This window comes from Burkholderia reimsis (assembly GCF_003294055.1).
GTDB lineage: Bacteria > Pseudomonadota > Gammaproteobacteria > Burkholderiales > Burkholderiaceae > Burkholderia > Burkholderia cepacia.
The window spans coordinates 1-26,049 of record NZ_QMFZ01000068.1; the positions used below are offsets into that span (position 1 = coordinate 1).

The window sequence follows — 26,049 nt, forward strand, 5'->3', positions numbered from 1 at the left end:
CGAAGACGCTGCGCGACTGGGTCGGCAAGCAGATCGGGCCGATCGCGAAGCCGAAGGACATCCGCTTCGGCGACAACCTGCCGAAGACGCGCTCGGGCAAGATCATGCGGCGCCTGCTGCGTTCGCTTGCCAAGGGCGAAGCGATCACGCAGGACACGTCCACGCTCGAGAACCCGGCCATCCTCGAGCAGTTGAACCGTTCGCTGTAACACCGCCCGCCCGGGCGGAGCGTTTCGCTTCGTCGCGGTGCCGGGATGCGGTCGCATTCCGGCCCTCGCGAAGCACCGCCGTGCGTTCCCCGACGGCACGGCGTGCAGGCGGCACGCGTCGATTCCGCCGCCGCAATATTAATTAGCTATACGTATTACTAAATTCAACAAAACGGAGACAAACGATGAAGATCACGACACGGACGATTTGCGCGGCGCTGCTCGGCGCGGCGGCGAGCACGAGTGTTTTCGCGCAGAGCAGCGTCACGCTGTACGGCGACCTCGACGCCGCGTTGCTTTACACGAGCCGGTCGCTCGATTCGACGACCGGCGGCAATGCGGGCCGCCAGTTCGCGCTGACCGACACCGGCATGACGCCGACCAACTTCGGCTTGACGGGTACCGAGGATCTCGGCGGCGGGCTGCACGCGAAGTTCAAGCTCGAGAGCGGCTTCAACATCACCGACGGGGCGTTCGGCCATTCGAACGGCAACTTCTTCGGCCGCCAGGCGTGGGTCGGGATCGACGGCGGGTTCGGCGAAACGAAGGTCGGCCTGCAGTTCTCGCCGTTCGTGCTCGCGGTGCTCGGATCGGACCCGCGCAACGTTTCGCACTTCGGCGCCGCGCTGATCCCCTACGTCGACAACGTGCTCGTCACCGGTCTCTTCAACCCGAATGCGATTTCGTACACGAGCCCGACGATCGCCGGGCTCACGGGCAGCGCGATGTTCGGCTTCGGCGGAAAAGCCGGGGACTTCCAGGCGGGACGCCAGTATTCCGGCAGTCTCACGTATGCGAATGGCGGCTTCATGCTCAACGCGGCGCTCTACGACGGCAACGGCGGCACGTCGCCGACGCCGGTATCGAGCACGGTCGCGTTCGTCGGCCGCACGATCGGCACCGCCTACACGTTCGGGCCCGTGACCGGCAAGGCGTCGTTCACGAGCTACAAGGTTGCCGGTTCGTTCAGCAACAACGTGTACAGCGCCGGCCTCGACTATCGTGTCACGCCGGCCCTCGACCTGAACACCGGCGCGTGGTACACGATCGATCGCAACGATTCGCACAATCATTCGCTGCTCGCCGCGCTCGGCGCCGACTACAGCCTGTCGAAGCGAACGGGCCTGTACGCGCAGGTCGGTGTCGTCAACAACCATGGCGCGATGAATACGGGCCTCGGCATCACCGGCGGCGCGCTGTTCGGGTTGCCGGGCACGACGGTCGGCGTCAACGCCGGCATCCACCACGTGTTCTGACGCGGCGCGTCCGGCCGGCCGGGCAGCCCGCGTGCGCCCGGCCGGCCCGGCGCCGGAACACGGCCGCCGCAAACACCGCAAAAGCAGCAAACGCCGTGAATGGCAGGCAACGCGCGGCACCGGCCGGACGACCCGCCACCCCGATCCCGGTCTCGATGTTTACCCGACCTCAAGTCCGTGCCCTCGCTGCCGTCAAGACAGGAACGCACGCCCAGCATCCGCCAATAACCAGGCACGCGTGCCTTCAAGGAGACCCAGCAACGTGAACTTCTTCGGAATCGGCCGCGGCCACCGTTCGTCGCGCGCGCTCGTCGGCGACATCGCCGAGCAGGCCGGCAAGCTCGGCATCGAGATCTGCGACGTGTCGGGTCACGTCGAGGAAGTCGCGGCCCGCGTCGCCCGACAGGCGGAGGTCTGCCACACGCTGCGCGAGTCGGCCGCCGTCACGTTGCGCGGCAACCACCGGATTGCCGAGGCCGCGCAGCAGGTGCGCGCCGTGAGCGCGAACGCGTCGGACGCGGTTCGCCAGTCGCAACAGACGATCGAGGCGTCGCTCACCGACATCCACGGCCTCGTCGAAGGCGTCACGTCGATCGGCAACCAGATGGGTGCGCTGCGCGACGCGCTCGATCATGTACGCGCCGTGTCCGAGGATATCTCCGTGATCGCGCGACAGACTCACCTGCTCGCGCTGAACGCCGCGATCGAGGCCGCACGCGCCGGCGATTCGGGCCGCAGCTTCGCCGTCGTCGCGGCCGAGGTCAAGAACCTGTCCGCGAAGACCGGACAGGCGACGGCCCAGATCGAGACGACCCTCGCGCGCCTCGCCGAGCAGACCGAACACCTGATCGCGGAAGGAACCGACAACGCCGCCCGCGCGCATCGCGTGCGCGAGGGCACGCGTACGATCGGCGAGGTCGTGCACGCGACCGGGCACGCGATCACCGAGCTCGCCGGCGAGGCCGAGCAGATCGCGTCGCTGACGGACGAAATCGAGACGCAATGCCACCGGCTCGACGAACAGGTCGGCGAGATGGCATCCGGCGTCGAGGATTCGAGCGACAACTTCTCGCAGGCCAAGGACCGGCTCGGCAACCTGCTCTCCGTCTCCGAGACGCTCATCGAACTCACGGCCGCGACCGGCATCGAATCGCCCGACACGCGCCTGATCGACACCGCGCGGCACACGGCCGCCGCGATCAGCAAGCTCTTCGAGGAAGCGGTCGGGCGCGGCGAGATCGCACTCGACGCGCTCTTCGACGCGCACTACGTGCCGATTCCCGGCACCGATCCGCAGCAGTTCATGACGCGCTTCACCGACTTCACCGATCGCGTGCTGCCGGCCATCCAGGAGCCGGTGCTCGGGATCGACGCGCGCATCGTCTATTGCGCGAGCTTCGACCGGCAGTGCTACCTGCCGACCCACAACCGGAAATTTTCGCTGCCCCAGCGCGCGGACGCCGCGTGGAACGCCGCGAACTGCCGGAATCGCCGGATCTACACGGACCGCACGGCGCGCACCTCCGTGTCGCATACCAAGCCGTTCCTGCTGCAGACCTATCGGCGCGACATGGGCAACGGCAACTTCGCGCTGATGAAGGATGTTTCCGCACCCATCGTCGTCGGCGGACGGCCATGGGGCGTGCTGCGGATCGGCTACAGCGTCTGAGTCCGGGCCTGCACCGGCAGGCCGTCGTCCATTACTGTTCGAGCCCCACCGCCAGCGGCCGCTGATCGCCGCGGCCGTGATCGTCGACCACGCGCACCGTATAGCTGCCGGCCGTCCGCGGCTGCCAGAACAGCGCATCGCCCGGCACGCTGCGCCCGACGAACGCATCGTTGACGAACCAGTACAGCGCATGCGCGCTCGCATCGGCCGTCGCGTTGAACGCGATGCGCGTCTCCTCCGTGCTCTTCACGCGCATCGCATACGTACTGCCGCGCAGCGGCGACGTGATGCGCGGCGGATCGCCGTCGACCTGCCCCGCGTCGCGGCACTCCGCGTTCTGCGGCGGCCGCCGGCGCGCAATGCCGGCCTGCACGAACACCTGCTGCAGATCCGACGGCCAGAACTCGAAGATCTCCGTATGCGTGCGCTTGCCGTCGTAAGGCGGGCACGCGGCCTTCCCCGTCGCGTCGTCGATCACGACCGGCCGGTGCACGGTGCTCACGCGGATCGGCGACGTGCCCGGAATGAACCACGTCCAGCCCTGCTGCGGGCACCACTCGTTCGGCAGGTCGCCGCTCGCGAGGCAGATCCGCACGCGCTTCAGGCGCGGCGGCACCGCGCGCGGCGGCTCGACGAGCGTGCGCTCGGCATTCAATGCGTCGACGACCTGGAAGAACAGCGGCGCGGCCGCGTCGACGCCGACGAACGCCGTATTGGTCGAGTTGTCGAAATTGCCGACCCACACGACCAGCACGTACGGGCCGAACACGCCGGCCGTCCACGCATCGCGGAACGACCATGACGTGCCGGTCTTCCAGTAGACGGGCACGCTCGACGGCTGCGCGCCGCTCGTTTCGTCGGGGCGCAGATGCTGGCGCAGCATGTCCATCGTCATGTAGCTCGCCTCCGCGCTCAACAAGCGCCGGCCGGGCAGCGCCGGTTCGTCCGCGCGCAGCCGCAGCGGCCGGAATTCGCCGCGATTCGCGAGCATCGCGTAGAGGCCCGCGAGATCCTGCATCGTCACTTCGCCGCCGCCGAGCACGAGCGCGAGCCCGTAGTGCTGCGCGCTCGCGAGCCGGCGCACGCCGGCTTCCTGCAGAAACCGGTACAGGTCGGGAGACTTGAGCTGCGACGCGACCCACACGGCCGGCACGTTGCGGCTGCGGTTCAGCGCGTCGGTCGCGGTGATCGGCCCGAGGAAATGCCCGTCGAAATTCTCCGGCGCATACGGGCCGAACGCGGTCGGCACGTCGCGCAGCACCGTTTGCGGGTGCAGCACGCCCTGGTCGAAACCGAGCGCATAGATGAACGGCTTGAGCGTCGAGCCCGGCGAGCGCCGCGCGAGCGTGCCGTTCACCTGCCCGTCGATCGTGCGGTCGAAGAAGTTCGCGGAACCGACCAGCGCCTTCACGCCCATGTCGCGCGTATCGACGAGGATGGCCGCCGCATTGCGCACGCCGCGCGTGTCGTTGCGCGCGACATAACGCGCGATCTGCCGTTCGAGCGTGCGCTGCAGGTCGAGATCGAGCGTCGTCACGAGCCGCGCGCCGCCGTCGCTGTCGTCCGGCGCACCGCCCGAGGCCGTGCGCCACGCGCTGCGTGCGGCGAGCGCCTGGCCGACCGCGTGCGGCGCATCGAAAGGCAGGGCCGACAAGGGCCGCATCGCCAGCGGCAACGCGAACAGCGGCTTGAGCGACGCATCGCGCGGATGCTTCGTCAGCCAGCGCGCATACAGCCGGTTGCGCGACGCGGCCAGCGCACGGTTGATCTCGTCCTGTCCGCCGCGCACGCGCCGCGCCGGGTCCTGCGGAATCACCGCGAGCGCGAGCGCCTCGGGCAGCGTCAGCGCATCGGGCATCCGGTCGAAATACACGACGCTCGCGGTGCCCGCGCCTTCGACGTTGCGGCCGTAGGGCGCATCGTTCAGATAGGCTTCGAGGATCTGCCGTTTCGAATAGAAGAGTTCGAGCTGCACCGCGCGCGCAACCTGCTCGAGCTTGCCCGCCGGCGTGCGCGTGTTCAGCCGCCACAGCGAGCGCGCGAGCTGCATCGTCAGCGTCGAGCCGCCCTGCGGATTGCCGCCGCGCACATACGTGATCCACGCACCGCGTGCGAGGCCGTAAGGGTTGAAGCCGGGATGCCAGCGGAACCAGCGGTCCTCGTGCAGCATCACGGCCTCGACGAGCTGCGGCGACATCCGGTCGAGCGGCACCCACAGGCGGTAGCGGTCGTCCTTCGCGAGCGTGAGCCGCAACAAGCGGCCCTGTGCATCGACCACCGCGACCGACGACGGCTTCCAGTCGCGCAGCGGCGGATGCGGCCACAGCCGGCACGCGGCCAGCGCACCGAATACGAGCAGCGCGCCGGCGATCCAGTTCTGCCAGCGATGCAGCCAGCGGCCGGCGCCGCGCAGCGCGCGCCGCAACACCGGGGCGTCAGCCACGCGCAGGCGCTCCGCGCACCCGGCACGGCCGTTGCAGCCGCGTCGTCATCGCACGCGCTCCACGGTCAACGCCGTGCCGCCGGGTGCCTGTGCCTGCACGCGGCGGTCGTACATCGACTCGCCATAAGCCGGCGGCGCGACGAAGCGGCCCGCGTTGCTCGCCTTGATCCGGTAGACGAACTCGCGCACGTCGGTCGTCGCCGTGCCGTAGATCACTACGCGGTCCTCGCGCACGTCCGCGAACTGCGGCTGCCACGTGGAGCCCTTGACGCCGATCGGCGAACGCCACGGCGCATCGGCCGCCGGCGCCGACGCGCCGCTGTCGCTGTCGCCGTCCTGCGTGTCGGCGACGGGCGGCGGCGCGATCACCGGATCGAAGCCGCCGGGCAGCAAGTCGACGATCGCGACGTTGCCGACGTTCGCCTGGCCCGTCGCGCGGATCTTCAGGTGCACGTCGATCTCCTGGCCGAGCGTGATCTTCCCGAGCGGCTTGCCGTCCGTGTCGGTGTAGTCGCGCACGATCTCCAGGCCGTTCCTGATCGCCTTCGTCGACGTGCCGCGGTCGTAGCCCGACTGGCTCGCGATCCACCACGCGGGCAGCGTGCTGCCGTTCACGAAGTCGACACGCGACGCACCGGCCGCCCACGTACCCGAGCGCACGAGGTTCGCCTGGATCGACGACACGTCCTTCGGCGCGGCGCCCGCGCGCACCTCGTCGATCGCGAGCTGGTCGAGCTGCCCCGCGCTCGACGCCGCATACGCATCGAGCGCGAGAATCGTCATCGCCGACGACAGCGTGTTGTAGCGGTTGTCGACGAGCGGCGCGGCGAGGTTGTCCATCGCGCGCGGCGACAGCTTGCGCACGCGCTCCGGGAAGTGCTTCGCGATCAGGTACAGCACGCTCGCGTCGCGCGTCAGCGGATCGAGGTAGTAGCCGGTCGCGTAACCGCCGTCGGACGCGCGCTTGCGCTCGAGCAGCGCCTGCGGGCCCGCGATCAGCGCCGCGGCCTCCTTGTCCTGCTTCAGCAGCTGGTACGACGCGGCAAGCCAGGCGGCCGCGAGGTCGTTCTTCCAGTCGTTCGGATACGCGTCCTGCAGCCGCTTCTGCACGGCCGCGAGGCTGTTGGTCGTCACGTTGCCCTGGCGCGTCAGCAAGTACACCGCGTAAGCGCGCTGGCGCAGCAGGTCGAGCGAGCCGAGCGAATCGTTCGCCGCGAGCTTCTGCAGATACTGGTTGCCCGCGTCGAGCATGTCCTTCGGCACGGCGATGCCGCGCTCGCGCGCGTCGAGCAACACGTGCATCGCGTACGCGGACACGAACGGATCGGCGTCGGGCGTCGCGCTCCACAGGCCGAACCCGCCCTGTGCGTTCTGCCGGCCGCGCAGCACGCCGAGGAACTGCGCGATCGCCGCCGCGTTCGTCGTGTCGGCGCCGGCGTCGGTCGCATGCATCGCGCTCGTCAGCGCGCGCACCGACAGCCACTTCGCCGCGAACACGCGCGGCACGGCCGCGCTCACCATCTGTTCGCTGCAGTAGTGCTCGAAGTTGACGAGATACGACGCCACCCCTTCGGACAGCACGAGCGGCGCGGTCGAGATGCTCGCGTCGCGCGAGGCATACGCGTCGTACATCGACCGCAGGTTCGGCACGCTCGCCTTCTTGCCCGGGTCGAGCCGCGCGATGTCGAGCTGCGTGCGGAACGCGGCGGCCGGCCGCACCGACACGTCGACGCGCTGCTGCGCGCCCTTCGCGCCGTAGCGCGCAGCGAACGACAATGCGCCCGAGCCGAGCGTATCGGTCGCCTTCACGCGGAACATCGCGACGCCCTCGTGCTGCGGCGCGAGCGCGACGTTCTGCGTGGCCGGCCCGATCACCTGCAACTGCGGCCCCGTCTTCAGCGTGACCGCGACCGGCACCGGCTGGTTGCCGGCGCCCGTCAGGTTGTTCGCGACACCGACGCTGACGTCGGCCTCGTCGCCCGGCGCGAGCGTCGTCGGCACGTTCGGCGACAGCACGAAGTCGCCGCGCACCGTCGTCGCGCCCTCGAACGTGCCGACCAGGTCCGGCGAAACCGACACGGCCATCACGCGCAGCTTGCCGTTGAAGTAGTCGGGCACGGTGTAGCTCAGGCGCGTGTCGCCGTTCACGTCGACGATCCCCGACCAGTAGACGACCGGCTTGTCGCGCTTGCGCTTGAACGGGTTCAACTGACGGCCGATCGCGTCGTCGGCGTCGCCGCCCGGCGCGGCCATCGCCATCAGCTTCTCGAAGTCCGGCAGGATCAGGTCGAGGATCTGCGACGTGCCGACTTCGAGCATCCGCTTGCGGAAGAAGAACTTCAGCGGATCGCCGAGCTTGTAGCGCGCGACCTGCAGGATGCCCTCGTCGACCGCGAACACGACGACCTTCGCGGGCTTCGCCGAATTCACGGTGAAATTCACCGTGTCGCCGGGTTTCACGAGCGCCGGCGCATCGACCGACAGCGCGTTGCGGCGCGCATCGAGGTTCACCGAGAACGGCACGACGCCGTAGCTCAGCGGACTCATGAAGATTTCATCGGACGACGGATCGCGGATGTACTGCACGTTGATGTAACCGTTGCCCTCGAAACCGGCCGGCACCGTGATGTGCTGGATCGAGCTCGTCGTGTCCGCATGGAACCATGCGTGCGCATACACCTTGTCGCGCTCGATCGTGATCAGGCCGCTGCCCGCGTAAGGCGCGCGGATCGCGATCTCGACCTGCTCGCCGGGCTTGTAGTCGTGCTTCGCGAGGCTCACCTGCAGCTCCGCGTTGCGGTCGAGCGAACGCGTGACGTTCGCGTCGCCCGTGACCGAATACTCGATCCGGTTCACCGCGGCGCCGTCCGCGTTGCGGATCACGAGCGCATAGCTGCCCGGCTTGTCGGTGCGCAGCGTGAAGTCGAGCCCGGCCGCCGGAATCGTCAGCGGCTTCTCGTCGACGGGCACCTCCTTCAGCCGCGAATCGTATTTGTATGCGCCGGAATCCTGCTTGGTCAGCACCGACACGTAGCGCTCCTCGACCAGCTGCGCGCGCAGGCCCTTCACGTCGATCGCCTTCGCGTTCGGATCGATCGCGACGAGCCGCACCGTGCGCGGGCTGCCGCGCTTCACGTAGCCGAGATCGTCGACGGACTTGTAGCCGACGAGCCAGTCGTTGTTCGACACGAGCGTCTGCGCGTTCGCGGCGACGTTGCGCCCGCCTTCCGCTTCATAGGCCTTCGCCTGGAAGTAGAGCTGGTAGGTCGAGTCCGCGAACTTGTCGAGGTCGAGGTCGAATTCGGCATGGCCGTGCTCGTCGGTCGTGCCGTCCTGCAGCGTCGTCGTGTAGCCCTCCTTCGCGCGGCGCGCGTCGAAGAAGTGATAACCCTGCCAGCTGCGGAACGATGGCCACACCGGGCGCAGCGTCAGCGTCGCCGCGACGCGACGTTTCTCCGCCGGCGTACCGAACAGGTTCTGCGCGTCGACGACGCCCTTCAGCCCCTTCGGCTTCACCCACCCTTCGACGACCTGCTGCGACAGCTTCGCGTCGACCTTCATCCGGTCCGGCAGGAACTCCTTCACCTGCACCGTCGTGCTGCCGATCGGCTCCGCGCCGGGCTGGCCGTCCTTGACGATGTACAGGTTGACCGTCCACGTGCCGGTCGGCGCCGTTTCGGCCGTCGTATAGCCGAGCTCGGTGAAGCCCGACGCATCGACCGTCACCGGCTTGCGCTCGACCGTGATCCCGCGCGGGTCGACGATCTCCGCCTGCAGCGGCACGCCGGCCGGGCTGCGCGCCCAGCTCGCGGCACGCACGATCAGGCCGATGTGGAACGGATCGCCGGGCCGGTACAGGCCGCGATCCGAGAACAGGTACGCGGACAGTTGCCCCTGGCCCGTCGCATTGCGCTCGCCGTCGACGTCGAAACGCGAGAAGTCGAGCTGGCGATCGCGTCCGGCCACCGGCAGGAACGACAGGTCGGTGTCCTTCTTCACGACGTACAGCTGCGGACGTTTCTCGCGGTCGAGCCCCTTGAATGCCGGGAAATGCACGATGCCGTCGGCGGCGGTCGTCTGCGTGAACAGCGCCTGGCCGTTCACCGCGAGCACCGATACCGTTGCGCCCGCAACCGGCTTGCCCGTGCGGATCGACTGGACGAACACGTCCTGGCTGCCGTCGAGCGCCTTCTTGACCAGCATCCCGAGATCGGTCACGACGATCAGGCGCGTATCGCCGAGCGCGCTGTCGCTATCGTCGCCGTTGCCGCTGCTGTCGCCCGAATCGGCGTTGTCGGACTGATCCTGGCTGCCGTCGCCGGACGATGCATCGCCATCCTTCGCATCGTCGGCTTTCTTTTTCTCGGCGGCCGGATCGTACTTCGTCAGGTGCAGCAGGAACACGCCGCGCTTGCCGCCCTTCAGGTACTGGCCGAGATCGATGCCTTCGTAATGCGCCTTGCCGGGGTCGCCGGCCGGGAATGCGCGCGTCTGCACGAAGCGCTCGACGATGTGATCCTCGCTGAACGAATACGACAGCTCGGGCCGCGCGTACGTGCCGTTGTTGAAGCTCACGAGATGCTGGAGCTGGTCGGGCAGCACGCGGCCGATCTCGACCTTCATCCCCGACAGGTTGCGCGACACGACCGACAACCGCTTGCTGCCGCTCATCGACAGCAGCGAACCGTCGGCCATGAAGCGCAGCAGCTTCGGATAGTCGGGCACCGTGAACGCGGTCGTCACGGGCTTGCCGAGCAGGTAGCCGCCGGCCGACTTCAAGTCGCCCTCGAACCGCACGACGACGCGCTCGCCCGGCGTCGCGTGGTACTTGAAGCTCTGCAGCGTCGCGAAATCGTTCTCGGTGGGCACCGCCTCGAGCGGCAGCGGCTTCGACTGCTTCAGCACCGCCTCGCTGATGTCGGCCACGTTCCATTCGTACGGCGGATCGTCGTCCGACTGATCGACGCCCGGCTTGCGCTTCGGCAGCACCCACGCCTTCGCGCGCGCGGCGAGATCGGCGCTGCGCACGCCGTCGGACGCTTCCGCGACGAGCACCTGCTCGGGCTCGTAGCGCTCGTTGTCGACGAGCGTCGGCGCGATGTTGTCGATCGACAGGCTGTACAGCCCCGGCACGTCGACCGACGCATGCAGCACGTCGGGCGTGCCGTTGCCGCCGCGCGCGCTCTTCACGCCCTTGTCGACGTCGAGCCGTGCGACCAGCGGATCGCGCGGAATCTCGAGCGGCTGCGAATACACCCACGCGCTCGTCTTCATCTTGTCGTAGTTGACCGTGTAGCGCAGCGGCGTCGCATTCTTGCCGTCGCGGCCGACCAGCACGAGGCCGATGCGCTTCTCGAATTCGGCCGGATCGACCGGATAGTTGAAGTGCAGCTGCAGCAGCGCCTGTTTCTCCGCGGGATTGTCGGGATTCCGGTAGAACTCGTTGTTGCCGAACGTGGCGGCAAACGCGGGCACATCGAACGCGAAGCGGTCGTCGTGCATCGTCACCTGCGGTGCGAACACCCGGTGCACCGCGAAACGCACCTCGACGTGCGCGCCGACCGGCCAGTCGGCCGCCGGCGTGAAGCGCAACGTCTTGTCGTCGACCCACGCCCACGCGCCCTTGAGCGCGGGCGTCATCTCGATGCCGTCTCCGGCCGGCTTGCCGACCTGCTCGATCGGCGCGGCCGATTGCGCGAACACGACGTCGAGCGGATGCACGGTGATCTTCGGCTTGTCGCTGTCGTCCACCTCATAGGTGGTGATCGGCGGCGCCTTCACGGTGAAAGTGACGGTCTCGGGCTCCGGCGGCTTCGGCCGATGCTTGAACCAGTAACCGCCGTAGCCGAGCGCGGCCGCGAGCAGCACGAGGCCGCCGGCGTGCCACGGGCGGCGGCGCACGGCCGCGGCGGTGATGCCCATCCACGCGGGCGCCGTCCACGACACGTCGCCGACCAGCGGCCGCAGCGCGCAGCCGAGCAGCCACCAGACGAAGCCCGCCGCGCGAATCGGCAGGAGCAGCAGGAAGCGCAGCAAATCCATGTTGTTATTTCCTTGTTCAAGGACGTGCGGCCGGCTTCGGCGGCGTTCCCCGAGATTTATTGGTCTGTGACGGCGCGGCCCTGGTTGCGCCGGAATGCTTGGAATGTGGTGTTCGACCGGATGCTGGCCGCCATTATCGATCAGACCCGAAACGATGGAAATATCGGTGTGCCGGCGCGCAACGCCGGCCGTCGACCGGCCGGTCGGGCGGGATTTCGGCGCGCCGCCCCAACCGCTGCGCGCACCCGCGCCGCGTTCGCTAGAATGCGCGGCTCGGCACGAATCGAATCGAAATGAAAGGAACCCGCTTGAAATTCCCGTTCGAATGGCAGATCGGGCTGCGCTACGCGCGCGGCGGCCGGCGCTCGGCCGGCGACGGCTTCGTGTCGTTCATTGCCGGCGCGGCGATGGCCGGCATCGCGCTCGGCGTCGCCGCCCTGATCGTCGTGCTGTCGGTGATGAACGGTTTCCGGACCGAAGTGCGCGACCGGATGCTGTCGGTGCTCGCGCACGTGGAGATCTTCTCGCCCACCGGCGCGATGCCCGACTGGCGGCTCACCGCGCACGAATCGCTGCGGAACCCGGCGGTGCGCGCCGTCGCGCCCTACGTCGACGCGCAGGCGCTGCTGACGAACGCGGGCAGCGTGACGGGCGTCGCGCTGCGCGGCATCGACCCCGTGCTCGAGCCGCGCGTGTCCGAGATCGCGCGCAAGCCGAAGACGGGGCGGCTCGACGCGCTCGTGCCGGGCGGGATGGGCATCGTGCTCGGTTCGGCGCTGGCCGACGCGCTGCACGTGAAGATCGGCGACCGCATCACGTTCTTCGCGCCCGGCAACACCGCGCGCATCGGCGACGCGCTGCCGCAGTTCCGGCAGTTCAACGTGGTCGGCACGTTCGAGTCGGGCCACTACCAGTACGACAGCGCGCTCGCATACATCCATATCCGCGACGCGCAGACGCTGTTCAACGTGCGCGCGCCGACCGGCATCCGGCTGCGCCTCGACGATCTGCAGCGCGCGCCGGACGTCGCGCTGGAACTGTCGCGCTCGCTGTCGGGCGATCTCTACATCCGCGACTGGACGCGGCAGAACCGCACGTGGTTCGAGGCCGAGCGGCTGCAAAAGCGCATGCTGTCGCTGATCCTGATGCTGATCGTCGCGGTCGCCGCGTTCAACCTCGTGTCGTCGCTCGTGATGACCGTCACGCAGAAGCAGGGCGACATCGCGATCCTGCGCACGCTCGGCGCGCCGCCCGGGTCGATCATGAAGATCTTCGCGATCCAGGGGATGACGATCGGCCTCACCGGCACACTGGCGGGCGTCGCGCTCGGCTGCGCGATCGCGGTGAGCATCCCGTGGGTGCTGCCGGCGGTCGAGCGGTTGCTCGGCATCCACTTCCTGACGCCGTCCGTGTACTTCCTCAGTTCGCTGCCGTCGAAGCTCGCGGTGGCCGACGTGATCGAGATCGCCGCGGCCGCGTTCCTGATGTCGTGCGTCGCGACGCTCTACCCCAGCTGGCGCGCCGCGCGGGTACGGCCGGCCGAAGCGCTGCGCGACGAATAGGCGCGCGGCGCTTCGGCACGGCGCGCCGTCATGCCGTCTCGTGAAAACCGAGGCTATGGGTGCCGTTCAGGATGTCCTCGAACGCGTTCCCGAAGCCGACGTCGATCAGGCCCGCACGCCTGCCGTACGTCTTCTGCCCCGACACGTCGCTGACGAAGATCGCCGCGCCCGACGACAACTGACGATCGGTATCCAGCAGCGCGAGCGTGCCGCGCGCGCTGCCGGCCGACTCGTCGAAGTTCAGCCGCGTGCCGTCCTGCGTGGTGAAATGCCCGCCGACCTCTTCGAATTTCCGGTTGCGCGCGACGGACGCATTCATCTCCTTCATGAAGAGGAAGTCCGCGTCGGCGCGCTGGCTGGCCACCTTGCGATCGTCGTCGGAGAACGTGTCGCCCACCGCGGCGGCGCCCTGCTCGGCGAAGTCGACGGCCTGCTGGTGAAACTCGCGCGTCGCGAGCACGAGGCCCGCGTTCGCGTTCAGCGTCGACTCCACCCACGCGCGATCGCTCTCCGTCATCGTCTTCGACACGACCTTGATCCGGCCGTTGTCGGTCATGAAGTCGAACTTCGCGTCGGCCAGGTCCGGGCGCTTCGCGATGATCTCCTGCAGGCTCGTCGCGAGCTGGCTGGTGACGTCGCGCAGCTTCGTCGACAGGTCGCCCAGGATCGTCATCTGCTTCGTGCGCGCCGCCTGCATCGCGACCGGGTCCAGCGCCCGGATCTCAAGCGGCGTGTCCTGCGGTTTACCGGCCGACGTGTCCGCCTGTCGACGCCCGTCGAGCGCGGCTTCCTGCACCATCTGCGCGAGCGTCAGGCCGCTCGCTGCCGTAACTGAAATCGTCATGCCCTCTCTCTCCTTTCAATCCGTTTTTTACCGTTTACGGACAAATTTCGAGGAAATTTAGACCGATCGCACATCGATCGCGAAGCACGTGCCAATACTTTGTTTGACTTGAGCTAAAAAAGTTTGACACCGAGATTTCACTGAGATAAGTTTGCGCAAGCTTCCGGAAAGCAATCCGGCTCGCCTCGCCGACTCGCGTCGCGCTTTCCTGCCGTTGCAGCACCGCCGTTCGCACCATCCCCGCCTCATCGCATCGTGCCGTTCCGTTTCATCTGAAACCTGAAGGAAGATCGGGCATGCCCGCATTTGATTCGCACTCCTCCATTCATTTCGCGCCGCCGGCCCCGGGCCGACCGTGCGTCATGAACCGGCCGCCGTGCTGACGCTTTCCGGTCGGGGCAATGCAGTCGCCCCGACACCCGCCGGGTTGCGCGACGCGTGACGCGCGTCGACGCCGGCCGTGACACCCGGGCATCGCGCCCGGCGCTTTCGAAGGTGCAGTTCCGCTTCATCCGATGCAGCACCCGGCCGGGCCGCGGGGGGCATATCGCGGGCCGGCCGGTTCCGGACAATCACAACAAGAGGTCGACAATGGACATTCATCGAACCGGATTGCGTCGCGCGTGGCTTCCCGCGCTCGTGGCGGCCACGACGCTCGCCGCGTGCGGCGGCGACGACGGCGGCAGCGTGGCGGGCGTCTCGGCGCTCGCGCAGGGCCAACAGGAGGGGGCCGCCGCATCGGCGGCCGACAAGCAGTCGCTCGCATCACGCTTCTCGCCGTCCGGCGTCCCGTACGCCAATCCGGCCAGCGGCGGCCGCTACCGCCCCGTGATCGCGAACGGCCAGGTGCAGCCGTCGCTGTCGGGCGGCACGATCGAGGAGAACGCGTGGGTCGACACGTCGGTCGATTCCGACGGCGACGGCACGCGCGACCGCATCCACGTGCGCATCGTGCGCCCGACCGAAACCGCGAACGGCGCACGCACGCCCGTCATCGTGCTCGCGAGCCCGTACTACGCGGGCCTCGCCGACAGCCCCGACCACAACGTCGACGTCGAACTCGACGGCACGCCGCACCCCGCCGCCAATGCGTCGGCGGCCGCGGCCGCGTCGACCTCCGCGCGCATCATGGCCGCCGCGCCGCAGGTGCGGATGCTGCAGCAGGTGGAAGCCGCCGCCGCCGGGCGCTCGTGGATCGAGGGCTACTTCATTCCGCGCGGCTTCACGATCGTCTACGCGGATTCGCTCGGCACCGCCGGCTCGGACGGTTGCCCGACGATCCTCACGCGCGACGAATCGGTCGCGATGGCATCGGTGATCCGCTGGCTCGGCCGCGACGCGACCGCGAAGGACGCGAACGGCAAGACGGTCGTCGCGAACTGGTCGACGGGCCACGTCGGCATGTACGGCGTGTCGTACGACGGCACGCTGCCGAAGATGGTCGCGAGCCTGCGCACGCGCGGGCTCGATGCGATCGTGCCGGTCGCCGGGTTGACGAACATGTACGGCTACTACCGCTCGGGCGGGCTCGTGCGTGCGCCGGAAGGCTATCAGGGCGAAGACGTCGACGTGTACATCAAGGCGCTGCTGACGAACGCGCATCCGGAGCGTTGCACGCACCTGATCGACGAAGCGTTGCAGCAGGAAGACCGCAAGACCGGCGACTATTCGCCGTTCTGGGCCGCGCGCGACATCCCGACCGGCTTCGCGGTCGCGCCGGCGCTCGTTGCGCAAGGGTTGACCGACGACAACGTGCGCGTCGACCAGTCGACGTCGTGGTATCTCGCGATGCGGCGCCAGGGCGTGCCGACGCAGCTGTGGCTGCACCGCCTGAAGCACACCGACCCGACCCGCGTGCCGGCGATGGCCGATGCGTGGACCGCGGAGGTGAACCGCTGGTTTACGCGTTACCTGATCGGTTACGACAACGGCGTCGAACGCGATCCGCGCGCGGTGATCGAGCAGGCGGACGGCACGCTGCTGAAGGAAGCGGACTGGGCCGCACGCCACGCCACGCCGGTCACGTACTTTGCCGGCGGCGACGGCGCGGGCACCGGCACGCTGCTGCGGCAGCCGACCGGCGGCCCGCTCGCGCGCTTCACGGACGATGCGCGCATCCCTGCGCTCACGCTGGCGAACACAGCGACGGGTGAAAACCGCAGCCGCTTCGAAACCGCGCCGCTCACGGCCGCGACACGCCTGTCCGGTGCCGCGACCGCACGCGTCAGGCTGACCTTCACGGCGGTGGCCAACGTGACGGCCCTGCTGGTCGATCGCGCGCCGGACGGCACGGCCACGATCGTCACGCGCGCATGGACCGACCCGCGCAACCGGCTCTCCGAGTGGCTGTCGGACCCCGTGCTGCCCGGCTTGCCGTACGACCTGAAGCTGACCTTCATGCCGCGTGACTACAAGCTGGAAGCCGGCCACCGGCTGGGGCTCGTCGTCCTGTCCAGCGACAACGAGGCAACGCTGCGGCCGACGCCGGGCACGGGCCTCACGCTCGATCCGGCCGGGACGTCGGTGACGGTGCCGCTGGCTTCGTCGTCGGCAGGCGTGTAACCGCACGCCGGCGTCCGGCGTAACGGCGCCGCCTCCCCCGTCTGCGCGCTCGTCAGCGCAGGCGGGGGATCGCTGCAGGAACGGCACACCTGCGCTACGCTGCGAAAGTCGAACGCCAACGGTGCCCCTCATGATCCCCCTCAGCGCAAAAGCCATCGTCCGTGACGGACGCTCGGTCCTGTTCCTGAGCAATCCACGCGACGAATGGGAGTTGCCGGGCGGCTGGCCCGAAGCCGGCGAATCGCTCGAGGAAACCATCGCGCGCGAAGTGCGCGAGGAATGCGGAATCGTCGTCTCGGCGATCCGCTACGTGGCGAGCCGCTCGTGCGAGGTCGTGCCGGGCAAGCGTGTGCTCATCGTGTGCTTCGAGTGCCGGGTCGATCGGCACGAAATCGTCCTGAGCGACGAGCACAACCAGTTCGGCTGGATCGACCTCGATGGCGGCAAGCCGGCGAACCTGCCGGATTTCTATTGGGAATTCTGCAGACAGGCGGGCTGACTCGCGCCCGCCCTGCGGCCATCACACCGGCGTCAACACCGGCTGCCCCGCGAAATGCCGCTTCGCGTTGTCGAGAAACTGCTGCACCGAGCGATCGAGCGCCTCCGGCGACCAGCCGCCCATGTGCGGCGTCAGCACGACGCTGTCGAGATCCGTCAGCGCGCGCGGCGGTTCCGGTTCCCCTTCGTACACGTCGAGCCCCGCGCCCGCGATGCGCCCTTCGCGCAACGCGTCTGCCAAAGCAGCGGTATCGACAACGCTGCCGCGCGACACGTTGACGAGAAAACCGCCCGGCCCGAGCGCATCGAGCACGGTGCGGTCGATCAGGTGCCGCGTGCCCGCGCCGCCCGGCGTCGCGACGATCAGGAAATCGGCCCACTGCGCGAGCGCGTCGACGCGGTCGAAGTAGCGATAAGGAACGTTCTTCTCCGACCGGTTGTGATAACCGATCTCGATGTCGAAGCCGGCTGCGCGACGCGCGCACTTCTCGCCGATCTTGCCGAGCCCGACGATGCCGAGCTTCCTGCCCGACACGTTCGGCGGCATCGGCAGCCCGTCGCGCCACACGCCGGCACGGGTTTTCGCATCGAGCGGCACCACGTTGCGCACCGCCGCGAGCAGCAGCGCGAACGCGTGATCGGCCACGCAATCGTCGTTGGTGCCGGCGCCCGTCACGACCGTGACGCCGCGCGCCTTCGCATGCGCGACGTCGATGTGCTCGTAGCCCGCGCCGAGCGCGCTGACGAACGTGAGTAGCGGAAGCCGGTCGATCTCGGCGCCGGTGAGCCCCGTGCTGCCGTTGGTCAGCACCGCGCGTATCGTGCCGCCGTGTTCGGCGATCGCGCGTTCGCGTTCTTCGGCAGTCGGGGCATGGCGCACGTCGAACGACGCGGCGATCTCGCGGTGCGCGTCGCCGCGCAATGCGATGAGGACCAGCAGCTCGGGTTTCATGTCAGCAATTGTCGGCAGGCGGAGACGAAATCGAGTGTAACAAGCCCGCGTGACTCATGCGGGTTACCCCCACGCGGGCTGTGGACACGCCGCCGCACGCGGTTTGCCAAAGCCCGCCCAGTCAAGTAACGTGCGGCCTACGCCCCCGTCCTGGAGATTGGCTCATGAAGCTCGCCCTGCCCGCCCGGATTCTGGGCCTCGCGTTCGCCGCTGCCCTCGTCGCACCCGGCGCGCATGCCGACGCACCCGTCGTGGTGTCGTCGAAGATCGACACCGAAGGCAACCTGCTCGGCAACCTGATTTCGCAAGTGCTGAAGGCGCACGGCATCCCCGTCACCGAAAAGATCGCGCTCGGCACCACGCCGATCGTTCGCAAGGCGCTCACGAGCGGCGAGATCGACATCTACCCCGAATACACGGGCAACGCCGCCTTCTTCTTCAACAAGGCCGACGATCCTCTGTGGAAGAACGCGAGCCAGGGTTACGACGCCGCGAAGAAGCTCGACTACGCGGCGAACCATCTCGTGTGGCTCGCCCCGGCGCCCGCGAACAACACGTGGGGAGTCGCGTTGCTCGCCCCCGTCGCGCAGTCGCAGCACCTGAAGACCTTCTCCGATTTCGGCAAGTGGGTCGCGGGCGGCGGCAAGGTGAAGCTCGCCGCGTCCGCCGAATTCGTGAACAGCGCATCGGCGCTGCCGTCGTTCGAGAAAGCGTACGGCTTCAAGCTGAAGCCCGAGCAGCTCGTCGTGCTGTCGGGCGGCGACACGGCCGCGACGATCAAGGCCGCCGCGAACCAGACCGACGGCGTGAACGCGGCGATGGTGTACGGCACCGACGGCGGCATCGCGTCGAGCGGCCTCGCGGTGCTCGACGACGACAAGCACGTGCAGCCCGTCTACGCGCCGGCGCCCGTGATCCGCGAAGCCGTGCTGAAAGCGCACCCGCAGATCGCCGATTACCTGAAACCGGTGTTCGCGAGCCTCGACCTGAAGACGCTGCAGTCGCTGAACGCGCGCATCCAGATCAACGGCGAGCCGGCGGCCGGCGTCGCGAAAAGCTACCTGAAAGCGAAGGGCTTCGTGAAATGACCGAACGCGCGGCGGCGTCCGCGCGGCGCGTGATCCCCGACAAGGTCGGCATCCTGATCGGAATCCTCACGATCGTCGCGGTGCTCGCCCTGCCGTTCGTCGTGCTGCGGCCGAACCGGATCGCGGCCGGCACGGGGCTGTCGGTGTTCGCCGCGCTGCCGGCGATGCAGGGCGCGGCGCTGGCCGCGCTGTGGATCGTCGGCGCGCTGTGGGCGATGAAGGCGAGCCGCCCCGCGTGGCGGCTCGCGGCCGGCTGCGCATGGCTCGCGACGCTCGCATACGCGCTCGGCGCGGCGGCAACGCACGTCGTCGCCGCCGACGACATGCTCGCGCGCGTGTCGCCCGACGCGGGCGTCTGGTTGCTGCTGTTCGCGTGGGCCGTGCTCGTCGCGGACGCGCTCGCACGGCTCGCCTTCGGCCCGTGGCGGCGCCTCGCCGCGCTCGTCGTCGCGATCGCGGCGATCTCGGTGCCGCTCGCGAGCGGCTGGTGGGACGGCCTCTCCGTGATGCGCGAATATGCGGTGCGCAGCGACGATTTCTGGCGCGAAGCGATCCGTCACGTGTCGCTCGCGGGCGGCTCGGTGGCCGCCGCGCTCGTCGCGGGCGTGCCGCTCGGCATCGCCTGCGCGCGCATCGCGGCGGTGCGGACCGTCGCGATGCCCGTGCTCAATGTCGTGCAGACGATCCCCAGCATCGCGATGTACGGGCTGATGATGGCCCCGCTCGGGCTGCTGGCCGCACACGTGCCGCTCGCGGCCGCGCTCGGCATCCGCGGCATCGGCGTCGCGCCGGCCGTGCTCGCGCTGTTCCTGTATTCGCTGCTGCCGATCGCGTCGAGTGTCGTGGTCGGGCTCGGACAGGTGCCGCCGCACGTGACCGAAGCCGCGCGCGCGATGGGCATGACGCGCGCGCAGCGGCTGCTGCATGTCGACCTCGTGCTCGCGCTGCCGGTGATCCTGAGCGGCGTGCGCATCGTGCTCGTGCAGAACATCGGGCTGACCGCGGTCGCCGCGCTGATCGGCGGCGGCGGGTTCGGCACCTTCATCTTCCAGGGGATCGGGCAATCGGCCGCCGATCTCGTGCTGCTCGGCGCGATCCCGACGATCGCGCTCGCGCTGGTGGCCGCCGTCATATTCGAAGCCGCGACCACGCTCGCGAAGGGGCGTACAGGATGATCGAGATCGAACATGCAGGCAAACGCTTCGGCGATGTCGTCGCCGTCGACGACGTCTCGCTGACGATGCAGCGCGGCACGATCACCGCGCTCGTCGGTGCGTCGGGCAGCGGCAAGTCGACGCTGCTGCGCATGATCAACCGGCTGATCGCCCCCACCAGCGGCACGATCCGCATCGACGGCGTCGATACGGCGACCGTCGCGCCCGAACAGCTTCGGCGCGGCATCGGCTACGCGATCCAGGGGCACGGGCTGTTTCCGCACTGGAGCGTCGCGCGCAACATCGCGACCGTGCCGCGCCTGCTCGGCTGGCCGGCCGCGCGCATCGACGCGCGCGTAAACGAACTGCTCGAGCTGTTCCATCTCGCGCCGGCCGAGTTCGCGAACAAGCTGCCGCACGAACTGTCGGGCGGCCAGCAGCAGCGTGTCGGCGTCGCGCGCGCGCTCGCGGCCGAGCCCGCGATGCTGCTGATGGACGAGCCGTTCGGCGCGCTCGACCCGATCATCCGCGGCAAGGCGCAGGACGACCTGTTCGCGTTGCAGCGCCGACTCGGCATCACGGTCGTGATCGTCACGCACGATATCGAGGAAGCGCTGAAGCTCGGCGACACGATCGCGGTGATGGACGGCGGCCGGCTGCTGCAGGTCGCGCCGCCGGCCGAGATTCTCGGCAAGCCGGCGGCCGGTGTCGTCGAGCAGCTCGTCGCGGGCGTCGACCGGCCGCTGCGCCTGCTCGCGCTGACGCCGATCGACGCGGTGGCCGAACCCGGCCATGCGGACGGCGAGCCGATCGACGCGACGCGCACGCTGCGCGATGCGGTGTCGGAACTGCTGTGGCGCGGTGTCGACGCATTGCCCGTCGACGACGGCGATGCACGCAACGCGCGCGGCACGCGCCGCATCACCCTCGACGCGATCCGCGCGCACGCCAGGCAGCCCGCATGACGACGCCGGATACCATGCAACGCACACGGCCCTTGCGTTCGCCCCTGCCCCGCCACGTTGCCGCGTTCACGGCGCGCGCCGCCGCGCTCGCGCTGCTGCTCGTGCTGCTGGTGCGGCCGATGTGGCTGCAGGGCCTTTTCGCACCGTTCGCGGACAACGGCGCGCCCGTCATCTACGATCGCGCGAGCCTGCTCGACCTGACGCTCGCGCATCTCGGCACGGTCGCGCTGTCGAGCCTGATCGGCACGATCGTCGCGGTGGCGGCCGGGATCTTCGTCACGCGGCCGGCCGGCGCGGATTTCCTGCCGGTCGCGCGCAGCGTCGTCGACATCGGCCAGACCTTCCCGCCGGTCGCGGTGCTCGCGCTCGCGGTGCCGGCCGTCGGCTTCGGGCTGAAACCCGTGCTGATCGCGCTCGTGCTGTATGGCCTCTTGCCGGTTTTCGAAAGCACGATCGCGGGGCTCGAGGACGTGCCGCGCGATGTCGTCGACGCCGCGCGCGGGATGGGGATGAGCGGCTGGCAGCAACTGCTATCGGTCGAGCTGCCGCTCGCGTTCCCGGTGATCGTCAACGGCATCCGGCTCGCGGTCGTGATCAATCTCGGCACCGCGACGATCGGCTCGACGGTCGCCGCGCGCGGCCTCGGCGACGTGATCATCGCGGGCCTGCAGACGTCGAATACCGCGTTCGTGCTGCAGGGCGGCGTGATCGTCGGGCTGCTCGCGGTGCTCGTCAGCGATGCGATCGGCGCGATCGCGCGAGTGGCGAGCGCGCGGCGCGCCTAGAAGTCATCGCGACATTTTCCAAGGGAGAAGCCATGGCTGTCCTGGACACCGGCCCGTTTTTTCATGGCACGAAAGCGGATTTGCGGATCGGCGACTTGCTGACGGCGGGCTTCAGATCGAATTACCGGGATGATGTCGTGATGAATCACGTTTATTTCACGGCCCTGCCCAAGGGCGCCGGCCTTGCCGCGGAAATGGCCAAAGGCGACGGCAAGCCGCGGGTCTATATCGTCGAGCCCACCGGGGCATTCGAAAACGACCCGAACGTCACGGACAAGAAATTCCCGGGCAATCCGACGCGCTCGTATCGAAGCACATCGCCTTTGAAGATCGTTGGCGAACTCGATCACTGGGAACCGTACGATCCGGCGTTCATTCAGCAACTGAGAATCCGCATCGAAACCGGCATCGGCGAGATCATCAACTAGCGGTCATCCGGACTCCGATGCGTGTCCACGCAACGATCGCCGCAACGATCGCCGCGTCGATCGTTGCGAACGTCACAAGCCTACACATCGCTTTCATTCGAGCCGGCGCTCGACCGTCTTGCCCGATTGGCCGATATACTATGCGCCTCCCATTTCCCCGCACTCGACCATGCGACGACGCTTTTTCTGGCTGATCGTGCTCTCGCTCGGCATTGCGCAACAGGTATCGGCTCAGCAAACGCCCGCAGCGCCTGCCTCTGCGCCCGACGTGCTGGCGTCGGCGCCGGCTGTCGCCTCCGCGCCGCTCGCGAACGCCGACGATCAGCCGAACGAAGCAAACCGCCGCATCACGTCCTACCTGACGAAGAAATTCGGTGTCGCGAAGGAACGGGCCGCCAAGCTCGCCGATATCGTGAGCGTCACTGCGACGAAATATTCGCTGCCTCCCGCACTCGTTTACGCCATCATCTCGATCGAATCGCGCTTCCAGGAAAAGGCGCGCGGCCAGCACGGCGCGACCGGACTGATGCAGGTCGTGCCGTCCGCACACCGCGGCATGCTGCGTAACGTGAAGGACCTGACCGAACCGAATGCGAACGTCGAGGCCGGCTCCCGGATTCTCTCCAGCTACGTGAAAGCGGCCGGCGGCAACGTGCAGGCCGGGCTGAAGAGCTACAGCGGCGGATCCAGCGCGTATGCGGCGAAGGTCATGCAGCGGGTCGATTCGTTCCGGTTCGTGCTCGAACCCGACGACGACGCGAAAGCCGCGAACGAAACGAAGGCGCGGATGGTGCCGGTGAGCGAATCGACGTCGACATCGACGTCGGCGCGCAACGCGCAATAAGCAGGTACGTCGCACACGTCCCGCCCCATGACTCCCTCTCCGCGCATGCGCGACACGATCCGGTACGCCACCCGCCTTCTCGCCGTCGCCGCGCTCGCGAGCGGCACAGCGTCCGCGTTCGCCGCGGTCGATTGCGAACAGCAGGGGCCGACGATGGATGCGGTACGCCGATGCATCGTCGACAACAACAACCAGGAAGTGGAACGCGCGTACCGGTCGCTCGAACGCAAGACCCGGCAACGCAACCCCGATGCGGCGAAACAGCTCGCGAAGTCGCAGGCAAGCTGGCACGGCTTCGCGAGCGACACCTGCGACTACGTCAGAGCCGCCAATCCGCAGCAGATGTTTCCGGACGACGCGTGGCTGAACTGCTGGGTCGACTTCAGCCAGGCGCGCGTGCGCATCCTGAAGAAATGGGAAGCGCAGGGCAACGCGCCGCAGCCGGCGCAGCAGTGAACGGCGGACGATCGTCCGCGCAGCCGCCCGTCACGCCTGCGCGAAATGCGCGCGCAGATACTCGATGAAGACCTGCGTCTTCGCCGGCAGCAAGCGCGTTTCCGTCATCGCGTAGACCGGAACGGGCGCACCCTCCCAGTCGGGCAGCACGCGACGCAACCGGCCCGCGGCCACGTCGTCGGCCACGACTTCCGCCGCCATCTGGATGATGCCCGCCTCGTGCACGGCGAGTTGCCGGACCATGCCGACACTGTTCACGATGAAACGCCCGCCCACCGGCACCTCGATCTCCCGCGCGGCGTCGTGCAGCGTCCACGCATCGACGCGCTGCACGCTCAGGCACTGATGCCGCCGCAGGTCGTCCGGTTCGCGCGGCTCGCCCGCGCGCTCGAGATAGCGCGGCGACGCATACAGGTGATTGCGGAACGTCGCGAGCCGCCGCGCGACGAGTTGCGAATCGGCCGATTCGCCGATGCGGATCGCGACGTCGAACGGTTCGCTCACCAGGTCGACACGCCGCGACGTCAGTTCGAAATCGAACGTGAGCTTCGGGTAGCGGTTCGCGAATTCGACGATCAGCGGCGCCAGGTAGACCACCGCGAAATCGACCGGAAACGATGCGCGCAGCACGCCTGCCGGTTCGGCCAGCAACTCGCCGAGCTGCTCGTGCGCGAGCCGCGCTTCGTCGACGATACGTTTGCAGCGCTCGAAATACAGCTGCCCGGCTTCCGTCAGCTCGATCCGGCGCGTCGTGCGATGCAGCAGCCGCAAGCCGATCGCCTTTTCCAGCGCGCCGATGCGCCGCGACAGCGTCGAATTCGGCATCCCCAGCGCGTCGGCCGCGCTGCGAAAACCCTTCGCCTTCACGACCTCCACGAACAGCGCCATGTCGTTCAGCAGTTCCACGCCCACTGCTCCATCAATGGATCAATGTTATCCAAACTACCATATTTATCTCGAAAAAGAAGCAATGGATGATGTGTCCATGGCGACGAGGCGCGCACACGGTGCGCGGCCCGCGCCCGAGACGGCACCGCCCCGGTGCCGTTACCCGACTCTCGAGGAGCACGCATCATGGACGCATTGTTCACCCCGGCCCGTGTCGGCCGCTACACGCTGCAGAACCGCCTGGTCATGGCACCGATGACGCGCAGCCGCGCCGCGTTCGACGGCACGCCCGGCGCACTGGCCGCCGAGTACTACGCGCAGCGCGCGGATCTCGGCCTGATCGTCAGCGAAGGCACGCAACCGTCGGACGACGGCCAGGGTTACCTGACGACGCCCGGCATCTACACCGATGCGCACGTCGCCGGCTGGAGGGCGGTCAGCGAGCGCGTGCACGCGCGCGGCGCCCGCCTGTTCATCCAGCTGATGCACGTGGGGCGCATGTCGCATCCCGACAATACGCCGCATCATCGCCAGGGCGTCGCGCCCTCCGCGATCGCGCCGGGCGTGCCGATGTTCACGATGAAAGGGATGCAGGAGATTCCCGCGCCGCGCGCGCTGACGACCGACGAAGTGCGCGGCACCGTGAACGACTTCCGCTTCGCCGCGCGCCGCGCGATCGAGGCCGGCGCCGACGGCGTCGAGATCCACGGCGCGAACGGGTATCTGGTCCAGCAGTTCTTCGCGTCGAACGCGAACACGCGCAGCGACGCGTACGGCGGTTCGATCGAAAATCGTGCGCGCTTCGCGATCGAGGTGGCCGAGGCGATCGCCGACGAGATCGGCGCGGACCGCACCGCGATTCGCCTGTCGCCGGGCACCACGTTGTGGGGCATCGACGAAGGCGCGGAAGGGCCTGACCTGTATCGCTACCTGGCGACGCAGCTCGACCGGCTCGGCCTCGCGTACCTGCACGTGATGCACCAGGGCAACGAGCCGCTGCTCGCGGACCTGCGCGCGCGCTGGCGCGGCACGCTGATCGTGAACCGGCCGGGCCGCGCGCGCGACGCGATCGGCGCGGATGTCGCGACGGGTCTTGCCGATCTCGAAGCGTACGGCCAGATGGTGCTCGCGAATCCGGATTTCATCACGCGGCTGAAGACGGGCGCGCCGATGAACGACGCGCAGCGCGACACGTTCTTCGGCGGCGATGCGCGCGGGTATGTGGATTATCCGGCGTTGGATGGGGCGGCTGCGGCTTGACGCGCCGCATAGGGTAGCTTAGACTCTAGCTTCAAGTGCAACACCTTTGATGAGATAGGGTGTTGCGATGACGAAATACAAGCATCTGAGCGCCGAAGAGCGCGCGGTGATCATGATCGAGAAGGCCCGGAACACGAGCGTCAG

The 26,049-nt window shown here is 68.5% G+C and carries 20 protein-coding genes; 15 read left to right on the forward strand and 5 right to left on the reverse strand.

Features of this window, described 5'->3' with window-relative positions:
- From DPV79_RS39520 to DPV79_RS39530, 3 genes are all read left to right on the forward strand, one after another.
- Positions 1-209: AMP-binding enzyme (locus DPV79_RS39520; RefSeq protein ID WP_408732987.1), on the forward strand; the 209-nt coding region annotated here is incomplete at its 5' end.
- A gap of 185 nt (positions 210-394) precedes the next feature.
- Positions 395-1,465, forward strand: coding sequence for a porin (locus DPV79_RS39525; RefSeq protein ID WP_059492598.1), 1,071 nt, complete (start codon positions 395-397; stop codon positions 1,463-1,465).
- A gap of 262 nt (positions 1,466-1,727) precedes the next feature.
- Positions 1,728-3,134, forward strand: coding sequence for a methyl-accepting chemotaxis protein (locus DPV79_RS39530; RefSeq protein WP_113047971.1), 1,407 nt, complete (start codon positions 1,728-1,730; stop codon positions 3,132-3,134).
- A 31-nt stretch (positions 3,135-3,165) separates the two neighbouring features.
- Here DPV79_RS39530 and pbpC read toward each other — a convergent pair whose 3' ends face one another.
- Together pbpC and DPV79_RS39540 are read right to left on the reverse strand one after the other, a co-directional pair.
- Positions 3,166-5,577 (reverse strand): penicillin-binding protein 1C, encoded by a 2,412-nt coding sequence (pbpC, locus tag DPV79_RS39535; protein WP_113047972.1) that lies wholly within the window; start codon positions 5,575-5,577, stop codon positions 3,166-3,168.
- Positions 5,578-5,622: 45 nt separating this feature from the next.
- Positions 5,623-11,619, reverse strand: coding sequence for an alpha-2-macroglobulin family protein (locus DPV79_RS39540; RefSeq protein WP_113047973.1), 5,997 nt, complete (start codon positions 11,617-11,619; stop codon positions 5,623-5,625).
- A 12-nt stretch (positions 11,620-11,631) separates the two neighbouring features.
- On the opposite strand from DPV79_RS39540, the gene DPV79_RS42380 reads away from it, so the two are divergent.
- Together DPV79_RS42380 and DPV79_RS39545 are read left to right on the forward strand one after the other, a co-directional pair.
- Positions 11,632-11,916 carry a hypothetical protein gene (locus DPV79_RS42380; protein ID WP_133295778.1) on the forward strand — a complete coding sequence of 95 codons (285 nt, stop codon included), beginning with the start codon at positions 11,632-11,634 and terminating at the stop codon, positions 11,914-11,916.
- Between the two features lie 11 nt (positions 11,917-11,927).
- Positions 11,928-13,181 (forward strand): lipoprotein-releasing ABC transporter permease subunit, encoded by a 1,254-nt coding sequence (locus tag DPV79_RS39545; protein WP_165843632.1) that lies wholly within the window; start codon positions 11,928-11,930, stop codon positions 13,179-13,181.
- 28 nt (positions 13,182-13,209) lie between these two features.
- On the opposite strand, the gene DPV79_RS39550 is transcribed toward DPV79_RS39545, so the two are convergent.
- Positions 13,210-14,025, reverse strand: a complete 816-nt coding sequence (locus tag DPV79_RS39550) for a hypothetical protein (RefSeq protein WP_021163910.1) — start codon at positions 14,023-14,025, stop codon at positions 13,210-13,212.
- 591 nt (positions 14,026-14,616) lie between these two features.
- On the opposite strand from DPV79_RS39550, the gene DPV79_RS39555 reads away from it, so the two are divergent.
- Both DPV79_RS39555 and DPV79_RS39560 read left to right on the forward strand, forming a co-directional pair.
- Positions 14,617-16,587 (forward strand): Xaa-Pro dipeptidyl-peptidase, encoded by a 1,971-nt coding sequence (locus DPV79_RS39555; protein ID WP_113047975.1) that lies wholly within the window; start codon positions 14,617-14,619, stop codon positions 16,585-16,587.
- A 130-nt stretch (positions 16,588-16,717) separates the two neighbouring features.
- A complete protein-coding gene (locus DPV79_RS39560; protein ID WP_113047976.1) occupies positions 16,718-17,086 on the forward strand; it encodes an NUDIX domain-containing protein in 369 nt (122 codons plus the stop codon).
- Between the two features lie 21 nt (positions 17,087-17,107).
- Here the strand turns inward: DPV79_RS39560 and DPV79_RS39565 are convergent, their stop codons facing one another.
- Positions 17,108-18,037, reverse strand: coding sequence for a 2-hydroxyacid dehydrogenase (locus DPV79_RS39565; protein WP_113047977.1), 930 nt, complete (start codon positions 18,035-18,037; stop codon positions 17,108-17,110).
- Between the two features lie 164 nt (positions 18,038-18,201).
- Between DPV79_RS39565 and osmF the strand changes: the two genes are divergently transcribed.
- From osmF to DPV79_RS39600, 7 genes are all read left to right on the forward strand, one after another.
- Complete coding sequence (osmF, locus tag DPV79_RS39570; protein WP_027790640.1) at positions 18,202-19,125, forward strand: glycine betaine ABC transporter substrate-binding protein OsmF; 924 nt, start codon at positions 18,202-18,204, stop codon at positions 19,123-19,125.
- Positions 19,122-20,300, forward strand: coding sequence for an ABC transporter permease (locus tag DPV79_RS39575; RefSeq protein WP_113047978.1), 1,179 nt, complete (start codon positions 19,122-19,124; stop codon positions 20,298-20,300). Before osmF ends, DPV79_RS39575 begins: the two co-directional genes overlap by 4 nt.
- Positions 20,297-21,244: an ABC transporter ATP-binding protein gene (locus DPV79_RS39580; RefSeq protein WP_113047979.1), complete on the forward strand. Its 948-nt coding sequence runs from the start codon at positions 20,297-20,299 to the stop codon at positions 21,242-21,244. The genes DPV79_RS39575 and DPV79_RS39580 overlap by 4 nt, the downstream gene beginning before the upstream one ends.
- A 14-nt stretch (positions 21,245-21,258) precedes the next feature.
- Positions 21,259-22,029 carry an ABC transporter permease gene (locus tag DPV79_RS39585; protein ID WP_113047982.1) on the forward strand — a complete coding sequence of 257 codons (771 nt, stop codon included), beginning with the start codon at positions 21,259-21,261 and terminating at the stop codon, positions 22,027-22,029.
- Between the two features lie 32 nt (positions 22,030-22,061).
- Positions 22,062-22,457 (forward strand): NAD(+)--rifampin ADP-ribosyltransferase, encoded by a 396-nt coding sequence (arr, locus tag DPV79_RS39590; RefSeq protein WP_021156322.1) that lies wholly within the window; start codon positions 22,062-22,064, stop codon positions 22,455-22,457.
- A 169-nt stretch (positions 22,458-22,626) separates the two neighbouring features.
- Positions 22,627-23,301 (forward strand): lytic transglycosylase domain-containing protein, encoded by a 675-nt coding sequence (locus DPV79_RS39595; protein WP_060067832.1) that lies wholly within the window; start codon positions 22,627-22,629, stop codon positions 23,299-23,301.
- Positions 23,302-23,328: 27 nt separating this feature from the next.
- Positions 23,329-23,757, forward strand: coding sequence for a lysozyme inhibitor LprI family protein (locus tag DPV79_RS39600; protein WP_244321890.1), 429 nt, complete (start codon positions 23,329-23,331; stop codon positions 23,755-23,757).
- 30 nt (positions 23,758-23,787) lie between these two features.
- Here DPV79_RS39600 and DPV79_RS39605 read toward each other — a convergent pair whose 3' ends face one another.
- On the reverse strand, positions 23,788-24,663 hold the full coding sequence (locus DPV79_RS39605; protein ID WP_113047983.1) for a LysR family transcriptional regulator: 876 nt from the start codon (positions 24,661-24,663) through the stop codon (positions 23,788-23,790).
- A 168-nt stretch (positions 24,664-24,831) separates the two neighbouring features.
- On the opposite strand from DPV79_RS39605, the gene DPV79_RS39610 reads away from it, so the two are divergent.
- Positions 24,832-25,905, forward strand: coding sequence for an alkene reductase (locus DPV79_RS39610; RefSeq protein WP_113047981.1), 1,074 nt, complete (start codon positions 24,832-24,834; stop codon positions 25,903-25,905).
- The last annotated feature ends 144 nt before the right edge of the window (positions 25,906-26,049 follow it).

Coding starts and splice junctions, on each gene's coding strand:
- DPV79_RS39585 (WP_113047982.1), top strand. CDS start 21,259: ATGCAACGCACACGGCCCTTGCGTTCGCCCCTGCCCCGCCACGTTGCC.
- DPV79_RS39525 (WP_059492598.1), top strand. CDS start 395: ATGAAGATCACGACACGGACGATTTGCGCGGCGCTGCTCGGCGCGGCG.
- DPV79_RS39580 (WP_113047979.1), top strand. CDS start 20,297: ATGATCGAGATCGAACATGCAGGCAAACGCTTCGGCGATGTCGTCGCC.
- DPV79_RS39550 (WP_021163910.1), bottom strand. CDS start 14,025: ATGACGATTTCAGTTACGGCAGCGAGCGGCCTGACGCTCGCGCAGATG.
- DPV79_RS39575 (WP_113047978.1), top strand. CDS start 19,122: ATGACCGAACGCGCGGCGGCGTCCGCGCGGCGCGTGATCCCCGACAAG.
- DPV79_RS39540 (WP_113047973.1), bottom strand. CDS start 11,619: ATGGATTTGCTGCGCTTCCTGCTGCTCCTGCCGATTCGCGCGGCGGGC.
- DPV79_RS39565 (WP_113047977.1), bottom strand. CDS start 18,037: ATGAAACCCGAGCTGCTGGTCCTCATCGCATTGCGCGGCGACGCGCAC.
- DPV79_RS39600 (WP_244321890.1), top strand. CDS start 23,329: ATGACTCCCTCTCCGCGCATGCGCGACACGATCCGGTACGCCACCCGC.
- DPV79_RS39555 (WP_113047975.1), top strand. CDS start 14,617: ATGGACATTCATCGAACCGGATTGCGTCGCGCGTGGCTTCCCGCGCTC.
- arr (WP_021156322.1), top strand. CDS start 22,062: ATGGCTGTCCTGGACACCGGCCCGTTTTTTCATGGCACGAAAGCGGAT.
- DPV79_RS39560 (WP_113047976.1), top strand. CDS start 16,718: ATGATCCCCCTCAGCGCAAAAGCCATCGTCCGTGACGGACGCTCGGTC.
- DPV79_RS39595 (WP_060067832.1), top strand. CDS start 22,627: ATGCGACGACGCTTTTTCTGGCTGATCGTGCTCTCGCTCGGCATTGCG.
- osmF (WP_027790640.1), top strand. CDS start 18,202: ATGAAGCTCGCCCTGCCCGCCCGGATTCTGGGCCTCGCGTTCGCCGCT.
- DPV79_RS39610 (WP_113047981.1), top strand. CDS start 24,832: ATGGACGCATTGTTCACCCCGGCCCGTGTCGGCCGCTACACGCTGCAG.